This is a genomic window from Actinomycetes bacterium (genome assembly GCA_035489715.1).
Lineage (GTDB): Bacteria > Actinomycetota > Actinomycetes > JACCUZ01 > JACCUZ01 > DATHAP01.
Genome location: DATHAP010000128.1, coordinates 20451 through 31536, shown reverse-complemented (window position 1 = coordinate 31536; position 11086 = coordinate 20451). Strand labels below are relative to the sequence as shown.

Annotated in this window: 12 protein-coding genes and 1 riboswitch; of the genes, 2 read left to right on the top strand and 10 right to left on the bottom strand. The window is 73.4% G+C overall.

Annotation, left to right across the window (positions count from 1 at the left end):
• From VK640_10325 to ribD, 4 genes are all read right to left on the bottom strand, one after another.
• On the bottom strand, positions 1 to 1117 hold a 1117-nt coding region (locus tag VK640_10325; GenBank protein ID HTE73579.1), incomplete at its 3' end, for a bifunctional 3,4-dihydroxy-2-butanone-4-phosphate synthase/GTP cyclohydrolase II.
• Positions 1114 to 1827, bottom strand: coding sequence for a nicotinamide riboside transporter PnuC (gene pnuC / locus VK640_10320; GenBank protein HTE73578.1), 714 nt, complete (start codon positions 1825 to 1827; stop codon positions 1114 to 1116). The genes VK640_10325 and pnuC, both read right to left, overlap by 4 nt.
• Positions 1824 to 2450, bottom strand: a complete 627-nt coding sequence (locus tag VK640_10315) for a riboflavin synthase (GenBank protein HTE73577.1) — start codon at positions 2448 to 2450, stop codon at positions 1824 to 1826. The genes pnuC and VK640_10315 overlap by 4 nt, the downstream gene beginning before the upstream one ends.
• On the bottom strand, positions 2450 to 3475 hold the full coding sequence (ribD, locus tag VK640_10310; GenBank protein ID HTE73576.1) for a bifunctional diaminohydroxyphosphoribosylaminopyrimidine deaminase/5-amino-6-(5-phosphoribosylamino)uracil reductase RibD: 1026 nt from the start codon (positions 3473 to 3475) through the stop codon (positions 2450 to 2452). The genes VK640_10315 and ribD overlap by 1 nt, the downstream gene beginning before the upstream one ends.
• Before the next feature lie 122 nt (positions 3476 to 3597).
• Positions 3598 to 3743, bottom strand: a riboswitch (FMN riboswitch).
• A 130-nt stretch (positions 3744 to 3873) separates the two neighbouring features.
• Between ribD and VK640_10305 the strand changes: the two genes are divergently transcribed.
• Positions 3874 to 4509, top strand: coding sequence for a sigma-70 family RNA polymerase sigma factor (locus VK640_10305; GenBank protein ID HTE73575.1), 636 nt, complete (start codon positions 3874 to 3876; stop codon positions 4507 to 4509).
• 4 nt (positions 4510 to 4513) lie between these two features.
• The gene (locus VK640_10300; GenBank protein HTE73574.1) at positions 4514 to 5314 is read left to right on the top strand and encodes an anti-sigma factor; all 801 of its coding nucleotides are present in this window, start codon (positions 4514 to 4516) and stop codon (positions 5312 to 5314) included.
• Positions 5315 to 5417: 103 nt separating this feature from the next.
• Here VK640_10300 and VK640_10295 read toward each other — a convergent pair whose 3' ends face one another.
• The 6 genes from VK640_10295 to def form a co-directional block, all read right to left on the bottom strand.
• Positions 5418 to 5990 (bottom strand): hypothetical protein, encoded by a 573-nt coding sequence (locus tag VK640_10295; protein HTE73573.1) that lies wholly within the window; start codon positions 5988 to 5990, stop codon positions 5418 to 5420.
• Between the two features lie 305 nt (positions 5991 to 6295).
• Positions 6296 to 6835, bottom strand: coding sequence for a hypothetical protein (locus VK640_10290; protein ID HTE73572.1), 540 nt, complete (start codon positions 6833 to 6835; stop codon positions 6296 to 6298).
• 552 nt (positions 6836 to 7387) lie between these two features.
• Positions 7388 to 8074, bottom strand: coding sequence for a ribulose-phosphate 3-epimerase (rpe, locus tag VK640_10285; GenBank protein HTE73571.1), 687 nt, complete (start codon positions 8072 to 8074; stop codon positions 7388 to 7390).
• 26 nt (positions 8075 to 8100) lie between these two features.
• Entirely contained in the window at positions 8101 to 9420 is a 1320-nt protein-coding gene (locus VK640_10280; protein ID HTE73570.1) for a transcription antitermination factor NusB, read from the bottom strand.
• Between the two features lie 92 nt (positions 9421 to 9512).
• On the bottom strand, positions 9513 to 10442 hold the full coding sequence (gene fmt / locus VK640_10275) for a methionyl-tRNA formyltransferase (GenBank protein HTE73569.1): 930 nt from the start codon (positions 10440 to 10442) through the stop codon (positions 9513 to 9515).
• Between the two features lie 16 nt (positions 10443 to 10458).
• Positions 10459 to 11004, bottom strand: a complete 546-nt coding sequence (gene def / locus VK640_10270; GenBank protein HTE73568.1) for a peptide deformylase — start codon at positions 11002 to 11004, stop codon at positions 10459 to 10461.
• Between the last annotated feature and the right edge of the window lie 82 nt (positions 11005 to 11086).

Here is an 11086-nt window from a genome sequence, read left to right as displayed (position 1 = left end):
CGACGACCTTCACACCGTGCGACTCGACGCCGACGGACTTGAGCGGGTTGTTGGTCAGCAGCCGCACCGACGAGACGCCGAGGTCGGCCAGCACCTGCGCACCCACGCTGAAGTCGCGCGCGTCCGCCGGCAGCCCCAGGTCGAGGTTGGCGTCGACGGTGTCGCGGCCGCCGTCCTGCAGGTGGTAGGCCGCCAGCTTGTGCATCAGCCCGATGCCGCGTCCCTCGTGGCCGCGCAGGTAGACCACGACCCCGCGGCCCTCCTCGGCGACCGTGCGCAGCGCCGCGTCCAGCTGCGGCCCGCAGTCGCAGCGCAACGACCCGAGGACGTCCCCGGTGAGGCACTCGGAGTGCAGCCGGACGAGGACCTCCTGTCCGTCGCCGAGGTCGCCCCGCACCAGCGCCAGGTGCTCGGTCGCGTCAACCGTGCTGCGGTAGCCCACGGCACGGAACCCGCCGTGCCGGGTGGGCAGGCCCGCCTCGGCGATTCGACGGACCAGGTTCTCGGTCCGCCGACGGTAGGTCACCAGGTCGGCGATCGACACCAGGGTGAGGTCGTGCTCGTCGGCGAACTCGCGCAGCCCGGGCAGCCGGGTCATCGTGCCGTCGTCGTTGACCACCTCGGCGAGCACGCCGGCCGGGGTGAGCCCGGCCAGCCGGGCCAGGTCGACCGCGGCCTCCGTGTGGCCGGTGCGCCGCAGCACGCCGCCCTCGACGGCGCGCAGCGGGAAGACGTGGCCCGGACGGGTCAGCTCGAAGGGCTCGGTCGCCGAGTCGACCAGCACCCGCACCGTGTGCGCCCGGTCGGCCGCCGAAATGCCGGTGCTGACGCCGTCGCGGGCGTCGACCGACACCGAGTACGCCGTCCTCTTGCGGTCCTCGTTGACCGCGGTCATCGGCGGCAGCTTGAGCCGGTCGAGCTCGGCACCCTCCATCGGCACGCAGATCACGCCGGACGTGTAGCGGATCATGAAGGCGAGCATCGCCGGCGTCGCCTTCGACGCGGCGGCGACCAGGTCGCCCTCGTTCTCCCGGTCCTCGTCGTCGACGACCACCACGACCTTGCCGCCGGCGATGTCGGCGACCGCCTGCTCGACCGGGTCGAGGCGCACGGTCATGCCGGCACCTCGTCCGGCCGCGGCGGGGCCGCCCCGACCGGCGCGACCTCGGTGCGGGCCACCCGCAGCCAGGTGACGAAGCCCCAGATGACGAAGATGCCGTAGATGCCGTAGAGAACGGCCGACGGGTAGAAGTTGGAGTGCAGCAGCAGCGGCACGCCGACCAGGTCGACGGCGATCCAGCACAGCCAGAAGTCGACCCACCCGCGGGCCATGGCGTAGGTCGCGACGATCGACCCGACGAAGATCCACGCGTCGGCCAGGTAGAACCACCACTCCGCGGGGAAGCCCGCCCCGACCGCCCGGAAGACGACGTAGCAGACCGCGACGCCGGCGACCCAGACCCCGAGGAAGCCGGCCCGCTCGCGGGCCGTCGCCCAGCGCGGCGACACCGCCGGGGCACCGTCGCCGGCCGCGCGGTTGCGCGACCAGCGCCACCAGCCGTAGACCGACACGATGATGAAGAAGACCTGGCGCCCGGCCTGCCCGTAGAGCGGGCTGCCCCCGTGCTCGCCCTCGGTCGCGGTGAAGAGGAAGACGGTGAAGAGCAGGACGTTGCCGATGATGCCGACCGGCCACGCCCACACCTGGCGCCGCATGCCGCCCACGGCGGACGCGAGGCCGAACAGGTTGCCGATGATCTCGCGCCACGTGATGTCGTGGCCACCGATGGTCAGGTGCGCCTCGTAGAGGTCGGTGAAGAGGCTCATGCGGGCTCCTCCGAGGGGTGGGTCGCTGGCTGGTCGGGACGGGAGAGCAGACGTTCGACGTACTTCGCGACGACGTCGACCTCGAGGTTGACCGGGTCGCCCACGCCCTTGCGGCCGAGCGTCGTCATCGCGAGGGTGGTCGGGATCAGGCTCACCGTGAGCTCACCCGGCGCGACCGACGCGGCGGTGAGCGAGACGCCGTCGACGGTGATCGACCCCTTGTGCACGACGTAGCGCTCGAGGTCGGGTGGCAGGGAGATGCGCACGACCTCCCAGTGCTGCGAGGCGGTGCGCTGCTCGATCCGGCCGGTGCCGTCGACGTGGCCCTGCACCAGGTGGCCGCCGAGGCGGCCGTCGAGGCGCATCGGCCGCTCGAGGTTGACCGGCGACCCGGCGGTGAGGGCGCCGAGCGCGCTGCGGTCGAGGGTCTCCCGCATCACGTCGGCAGTGAACGTCTCGCCCTCGACGTCGACCACGGTGAGGCACACGCCGTTGACCGCGACCGAGTCGCCGCGGCGCGTGCCCTCGAGCACCAGCGGGCCGCGGACGGTGAGGCGCATGCTGTCGCCGCGGTCGGTCAGTGCGGTCACCTCGCCGAGCTCCTCGACGATCCCGGTGAACATCAGGTCCTCCTCGGTCGTGCGGTCACCCGGACGTCCGGTCCGACCCGGGTCACGTCGCTGATGTCGAGCGGTACGCCGTCGTCGAGCGTCGTGACGCCGGTGCCGGTCAGCGGGGCCAGTCCCTCGCCGAGCAGCGTCGGCGCCAGATAGGCGACCACCCGGTCGACCAGTCCGGCCCTGAGGAAGGCGCCGGCCAGGGTCGGACCGCCCTCGAGCAGGACCAGCCGTCGGTCCCGGCGCCAGAGCTCGTCGAGCAGCGCGGTGAGGTCGACCCGCCCGTCCGGGCCCTTGCCGAGCTCGGCCGCGGTCGCGACCCAGGTCGGTGCCGCGTCGTCGAGGACCCGGGCACCTGACGACGTACGGCCGTGGGTGTCGACCACCACCCGCAACGGCTGGTCGGCGACCGGCTGACCGTGCTCGTCACGCACCGTGAGCTGCGGGTCGTCGACCGCGACCGTGCCCGCACCAGCGACCACGGCGTCGCACTCGGCCCGCAGCCGGTGCACGTCGCGGCGGGACTCGGCCGAGGTGATCCACCGGCTGGTGCCGTCGGGTGCGGCCACCTTGCCGTCGAGGGTCGTCGCGACCTTCCAGACGACGAACGGTCGCTGCCGACGTACCGTCGTCAGCCAACGCTCGTTGGCCGCCGCGGCCTCGCTCGCGAGGACCCCGCCCTCGACCTCGAGCCCGGCGGCGGCCAGCCGGGCGCCGCCACCGGCCGCTGCCGCGGTGGGGTCGGCCACGGCGTAGACGACGCGCGAGACGCCGGCGGCGAGCAACGCCTCCGTGCACGGTCCGGTGCGCCCGGTGTGTGTGCACGGCTCGAGGGTGACGACGACGGTGCCGCCACGGGCGCGCTGCCCAGCCTCGGCCAGGGCGACGACCTCGGCGTGCGGGCCGCCGGCGCGTTGGTGGCAGCCCTCGCCGACGACGCCACCGTCGGGCGCGAGCACGACCGCGCCGACGTTCGGGTTGGGACTGGTGCGCTCGCCGACCGACGCGGACAGCACGACGGCACGACGCATGGCCGTGATCTCGCTGTCGGTGGCCACCCGGCGCTCCTCTGGTCAGGGCGCTCCGGGGTCTGCCGGCGACCCACGGTCGCCGACGATTCGGCCCGCCACGCGCCCGAGGGCACACAGCCGGCCGGCGTGCTGCCTCCCATCCGGACTCTCACCGTCGGTCCCGGAGTTCCACCAGGTCAACCGTGCCCGTCCACCACGAGGGTGGAGCGGGCCCGGGTCGCGGACTGTCACCGCCGGCTCGGAATTTCACCGACCCCGGAGCACGCGTGCTCGTTCTCCTGCAGGGTCAAGTCTGCCACGTCGCCGCGGGTGGTGGCCCGGGTGGCGGCGCATCCGGGGTGGTCTCCGCCCGGGAAGCATCGGACGGACCGTAGGCTCTCGGCGAGGAAGGAAGCGACATGCTCGTCGCGGACGTCATCGCCGAGGGAGGGTCGCACGTGACCAGCGCACCTGGCGCGGGTGGCCCTCGGGTCCGCCGGGCCGCGGAGGAGCGCGACCACGACCTGGAGGACCGCTTCAGGTCCGGGAGCGAGGCAGGGCTGGCCGCGGCCTACACCCGCTGGTCGCCGCTCGTCTTCGCCGTGGCGCTGCGCACGCTGGGCGACCGTGACGACGCCGAGGACGTGACGCAGCAGGTCTTCGTGGCGGCGTGGCGTGGCCGGGGCGGCTTCAACCCCGCGGCCGGGTCGCTGCCCGGATGGCTGCTCGGCATCACCCGCAACAAGGTCGCCGACCGGTGGGCGGCCCGCGAGCGCGAGCGCAAGGCCACCGAGGCGGCCACCCGGGTGCTCAGCGACCGTCCCGCCCCGTCACCGGCCGACGCCGTGACCGCCCGGGTGCTGATCGCCGACGAGCTGTCCCGCCTCGACGAGCCCGCCCGGCGCATCGTGACGCTCGCCTTCTACGACGACCTGACCCACACCCAGATCGCGAGCCTGCTGAGCATGCCCCTGGGCACCGTGAAGAGCCACATCCGGCGGTCGCTGGGTCGCCTCCGACGCAGGTTGGAGGTGGACGGTGCCGGAGCACAGTGAGCACGTGTCTGCGGACGACCTCGCCCTGCGGGCGCTGGGTGAGGAGCTGACCGACGTGCCCGAGTCGCACCTGGCCAGCTGTTCGCACTGCCAGAGCGAGCTGGACCAGCTGCGCGCCGTCGTGACGACGGCCCGTGCCGTGGAGCCGGCGGACTATCCGAGCGCGCCGCCGTCCTCGGTGTGGGACGGGATCGTGGCCGAGCTCGGGCTCGACCGATCCGCTGCTGCGGACCAGCCGGACCGTCCGTCCAGAGGGGTCGCCGCCGGCGCGGCCGATCCGGAGGGTGCCATCAGGCCGGCGGACTCCACGGGCGCCGATGTGGTGTCCCTGTCGGCGCCTCAGCCGGACGAAGGCAAGCGCCGGCCCGCGGCCTGGTTGCTCGCCACCGCCGCCGCCCTGGTCGGACTCGTGGTGGGGGTGGGGGCCACCCTGCTCGCCACCGCCGGTGACGACGACGAGCTGCCGGTGGTCGCGTCGACCGAGCTGGTCGTCCTCGCCGACGACAGCCCCGGCGGTGACGCCGAGATCCGCGGCTCGGGCTCCACGCGGGTGCTGGAGCTCGACGTGCCGGGCCTCTCGCCCGACACCGACGGGTTCTACGAGGTGTGGCTGCTCGACGAGGACGCCAAGCGGCTGGTGTCGATCGGTCTGCTGGACCCGTCGCAGGGCACTCGGGCGACCTTCCCGATCCCCGAGGACCTGGACGTGGCGGAGTTCCCGGTGGTGGACGTCTCGGTCGAGCCGGCCGACGGCGACCCGGCGCACTCCGGCGACAGCATCGTGCGCGGCACGCTGACCAGCTGACGGCCGCCCCGTGGGACGGCCACTGGGCGGCCGCGGCCACCTCGCCGCTGGAGAGCTGCCCGACGGCTCAGCCGGCGCGGCGTACGGACCTGTTGATCGCTGGTCATCCGCCGACGAGCTGCGACCGGGCCTCGCGCACCGGCACCGTCACCGGCCCTGCGGTCTTGGTGATCGCCGGCCCGGGCACCGCGAACGGACCCTGGCCGTCCACGGTGAACTCCGCCGTCCACGACGTCGTCACGGTCACCGACCGCTCGCCGGTGCTGGCGTACTCGTAGCTCACCGAGTCGTCGGGATAGACGCCGCCCGGCACGTCGAACGTCTGCGTGACACCTTCGTCGAACGTCCACTCCCACTGCGCCGTCGCGGTGACCGTGACGCTGAACCCGAGCACGTCGAACGGCTGGGTCTCGATCTGCTCCGGCTCGCCGGCGGCGAAGATCGTCGGCAGGTTGACGATGCCGCCGTCAGCCGGCTGGAACGACGGATCGGCGCTCGGCAGCAGGTTGACGACCCGTTCGCGCACCAGCTCCCCCACGTCGGCGACCGACGCCGGCCGCTCCCCCGGCCCGAGGCAGACCGAGTCGACCAGCTGCCACGGCGCCGTCGCGCTCGGCCGGAAGTACACCCGGTAGCGGATCGCATCGGGATCGGCGCACGCGTCGGTCGCGCCCATGCATGCCGAGCTGTCCCCGGCACCGTTCGCGATGCAGGCAGGGCTGATGATCCACTCGCAGCCGCGGCAATCAGCATGTGCCGCGGTCGCCTTGCCCAGTGCGCTGTCAGCATCAACCCCCGGGAACTGCACGCCCGACGTCACGACAGAGCCAGTGGACTGGTCACCCTCAGTCGTGGGCTCGCCGCCGTCACCACACAGCGTGCACTGAGGTTCGTCCTCCGCCTCTGCGGTCATCGGGGGAGGGCCCAGGATTACTATTGCTACCACCAGGGCGATGAGCGCGGTCCAGCGAGCGCGGTGCTTCATTCGAAATCCAGCGAGTTGCCGATGATCCATTCACCGCTTGACTGCTTCACCAGGGAGTAATCGGTGTGCAGCTGTCCTCCTGCGGAGTTCTCGGTCACCTTTCCGCTCCCGTCGAAGACTTTATACGGAGGGACGAGCGCAACGACCTCGGCCAGGCCGGTTCTGCCCTCGACGTCATGAACCCTGATCGATTTCACCGAATACTCGGCGCCTTCGAATCGACCACCTGAGTTGAAAGTCCTTGCAATCCGATCGGCAGAATCACGGCACGGGCACCCATCAGTGCTGAATTTCCGCAGTTCGGACACCTTCCCTGTTGCGAACGCGCGGTTGAATGCAGCGAAGTAGTCCTGCATCGTCGCTTCGATCTGCGCTTCCGGGGTGTCTGGGGACGCCGACGTCGTCGTTGGCGTGCGGCTCTGCGACCGTGTGGGCAGGGTGCCGGGCTCCTCGGGATCGTCGGTGCAGCCGGGAACGAGCAGCAGTCCCGCCACCAGCACGCAGCGAAGCAGCACCGTCCCCGTCGGTCCCCGCATGGCCCGGGAGCATAACGGGACGACTCGGATCGGCCCAGAGGTCATCCACAGCAATCGAGCCGGCTGCCCGTGGGTGCTGCAACAGCCGTGACGGGACCGGTTTCGAGTGGCATCGCGCCGGGCCAGTTGATGCCGACCCTTCGGCACAGCTGGCTGGGCGGGGCCGGCTCACACCTGGACGAAGTCGTTGTGTCGACAACAGCACCGGTTGGTCGAAGCACGAAGGGCGGGACTGCTGCATCCGGAGCGTCCTTTCCGGATCCGTGGTCGGGCAGGCCCGGAATCGCGGTTCCTGACGCCGTCGATCCGGAAGGCACACACCGCTGCGCCCGTCAAGGTGCTGCTGGAGGACCGCACCGAGTCCCGTTGCGCACGAATCGCGGCGCAACGGCATGCCTAGCCAGGGGCCACGCATGGCGAAGGTCGTTGCGCCGCGATTCGTGACTGGCAGCCGCAACGGGACGCGACCGGGCAACCCCGCCAGCCGGCTACCGCACGGCTACCGCGCAGCTACCTAGCAGGCGACCAGGCCACCAAGCGCTCGGCTGCGGGTCAGTGGCCGGCCCACCAGGAGCCGGCGGTCACCCGCTCGGCCTGGCTGCGCAGCGACTCGACCACGGCAGCCGGGTCGTCGGCGCCGTACACCGCCGAGCCGGCGACGAACACATCCGCTCCGGCCTCGGCGCAGCGCTCGATGGTTTCCGCGGAAACGCCCCCGTCGACCTGCAGCCACAGGGCAAGGTCCCGACCCTTGATCAGCTCGCGGGCCGCCCGAACCTTGGGCAGCGCCAGGTCGAGGAACTTCTGCCCGCCGAACCCCGGCTCCACCGTCATCACCAGCAGCATGTCGATCTCGGGCAGCAGCTCGGCGTAGGGCTCGACAGCGGTCGCCGGTCGCAGCGCCATGCCGGCCCGCACACCCGCCGAGCGCAGGGTCCGGGCCAGGCGCACCGGCGCCTGCGCGGCCTCGACGTGGAAGGTCACCGAGCGGGCACCGGCCGAGGCGTACTCGGGCGCCCACCGGTCGGCGTCCTCGATCATCAGGTGCACGTCGAGCGGCAGCGTCGACACCGCGGCCAGCCGCTCGATGACCGGCAGGCCGAGCGTCAGGTTGGGCACGAAGTGGTTGTCCATCACGTCGACGTGCACCCAGTCGGCGGCGGGCGCGATGCGGGCGACCTCCGACGCGAGATCGGTGAAGTCGGCCGAGAGGATGCTCGGAGAGATCTGCACGCCCATGGCCGCGGAGTCTAGGACCGTCGGCGTCAGAGCCGCCGGAGCAGCGCGATGTACATCGCGTCGGTGCCGTGGCGGTGCGGCCACAGCTGGACGTCCGGGCCGGGGCCGAGCGACGGTACGCCGGGCAGCAGCGGCCGGGCGTCGACCCGCTCCACGTCGGGGCGCCGGCGCAGCACGTCGCCGACAACGCCGCGCGTCTCGGCGAGGACAGGCGAGCAGGTGACGTAGGCGACCACGCCACCGGGACGGGCCGCGTCGATCGCCCCCCACAGCAGGTCGGTCTGCAGCGCGACCAGCGGTGCGACGTCGGCCGGCTGCCGGCGCCACCGCACCTCCGGCCGGCGCCGCAGCGCACCCAGCCCGGTGCACGGCGCGTCCAGCAGCACCCGGTCGAACGTATCGTCGGCCCACGCCGGTGTCCGCCCGTCGACCACGACGACCGACGCATCGGCACCCGTGGCCCGCCGCACCAGCCCGGCGCGGTGCGGCGCGAGCTCACCGGCCAGCAGAGCAGCACCGCGTTCCCGGGCGAGCGCCCCGAGCAGCGCCGCCTTGCCGCCCGGCCCGGCGCACACGTCCAGCCATCGCTCGGGCTCCGCGGACTCCACCTCGGCTCTGGCCAGGGCTAGCGCGACCAGCTGGCTGCCCTCGTCCTGGACACCGGCCCGACCCTCACGCACAGCGGTGAGGTCACCGGGATCGCCGCCGGGCAGGAGCGCGGCGTACGGCGACAGGTCGCTCGCCCGGGCGCCCGACGCCACCAGCTCGGAGACGGTGGCCCGACCGGGCCGCGCCACCAGGGTGACCTCGGCCGGCACGTTGTCCGACCGCAGCGCCGCCGCGGTCTCGTCGAGGTCGCCGCCGAGCGCGTCGCGCAGGGCGGTCACCACCCACGTCGGGTGCGAGTGCGCGACCGCGAGGTGGCCGACCGGGTCGCTCGCAAGGGGCGGGGCCACCTCGGCGACCCACCCCGGCAGGTCCCGGCGCGCGACCTTGCGCAGCACTGCGTTGACGAAGGACCCCGCGCCCTCGCCGACCGCGGCGCGGGCCAACTCGACCGTCGCGCCGACCGCCGCGTGCGGCGGCACCCGCATGGCGAGCAGCTGGTGGGCACCCAGTCGGAGCAGGTCGAGGACCGGCGGGTCGACCGACCCGAGGGGGCGGTCGACACAGGCATCGAGCGCCGCGTCGTACGTCCCGCGACCGCGCAGCGTCCCGTAGCCCAGCTCGGTGGCGAAGCCGGCATCGCGCCCGTCGAGCCCGCGCTCGCGCAGGAGCCCGGGCAGCACCAGGTTGGCGTAAGCGTCGCGCTCGTCGACCGCGCGCAGCAGGTGGAACGCGGCCAGCCGGGCGGCGTCCGGCTGCGGCCGGTCCCGGCGGGCCGGCGGCGACCCGCTGCGACGGCCCGGCGGCCGGCGGCGGCGCGGCGGGCCGCCGGTCACGTCCCGAACCCCGAGCCGTCGAGGTCGCGCACGCCGCGGGCCCATGCGTCGGCTGCCATCGGACGCTTGCCGGCCGGACGCACCTCGCCGAGCCGGACCGCCTGCCCGTCGCCGCAGCCCACGAGCACGTCGCGCCGCCCGACAGCGACGGCACCCGGCGCGAGCGTGCTGGCGCCGGCCGGCTCGACCGGCCCGAGGCCGACCCGCTCGCCGCCCCCCGAGGTCCAGGCGCCCGGCGCGGGGGTGCACGCACGCACCTGCCGGTCGACGTGGAAGGCGGGGCGCTGCCAGTCGACGCGGGCGTCGTCGGTGGAGAGCTTCGGGGCGTACGACACGCCGTCGCTCGGCTGCGGCACCGCGACGACCTCGCCGCGCTCGATCGCGTCGAGGGTGGCGACGAGGAAGGCCGCGCCGGCGACGGCCAGCCGCTCGAGCAGCTCGCCGCTGGTGTCCCGGGGGCGCACCTGCTCGGTCATGACGCCGTAGAGGGGGCCGGTGTCGAGACCCGCCTCGAGCTGGAAGACGCTGGCGCCGGTGACCTGGTCGCCATGCAGCAGCGCGTGCTGCACCGGCGCCGCACCGCGCCAGGCCGGCAGCAGCGAGAAGTGCAGGTTGACCCAGCCGTGCGGCGGCAGTGACAGCGCGTCGGCAGGCACCAGGGCGCCGTAGGCGACCACCGGGCAGCAGTCGGGGGCGAGCTCGCGCAGCCGGTCCATGACGCCGGGGTCGGAGAGCCGCGCGGCCCGGAGGACCTCGACGCCGGCCTCCTCGGCGCGCCGGGCCACCGGCGAGGCGACCAGCCGCCGGCCCCGGCCGGCCGGTGCGTCGGGGCGAGTCAGCACCGCGACGACGTCGTGGCTTGAGTTGAGCAGGGCGTCCAGCGAGGGGACGGCGACCTCGGGGGTGCCGGCGAGGACCAGGCGCATGGAGGAGGCGGCCGCGCTAGAGGGCCCGGCCGTGCAAGGCGTGCGGCGACAGCTTGACCGGCGGGGCGGTCTCGCCCGCCCACTCGGCCTCACGGATCGCCTTGAGCGCCAGCTTGCGCTGCGTCTTGTCGAGGCGGTCGATGAAGAGCACCCCGTCCAGGTGGTCGGTCTCGTGCTGCACGCAGCGGGCGAGCAGCTCGGTGCCCTCGACGGTGACGGGCTCACCGTGCATGTCCTGCCCCTTGGCGACGACGCTCCACGAGCGCTTGGTCGGGAAGGCGAGCCCCGGGAAGGACAGGCAGCCCTCGTCGTCCTCCTGCTCCTCGTCGGAGAGGTCGAGCACCGGGTTGACCAGGTGCCCCAGGGTGTCGTCGACGTGGTAGGTGAACACCCGGAGCCCGACGCCGATCTGCGGGGCCGCCAGCCCGACACCGGGCGCCTCGAGCATCGTCTCCTGCAGGTCCTTGACCAGCTGGCGCAGCTCCTTGTCGAAGTCGACGACCAGCTCGGCGGGCGTGCGCAGCACCGGGTCGCCGAAGAGCCGGATGGGCTGGACGGGCACGAGAGCTCCTTGCGGGCGGACGACGTCGGGACGACCAGTCTACGAACTCGCGCCGCCCCCTTCCGCCGCCGGCGGTAATGCG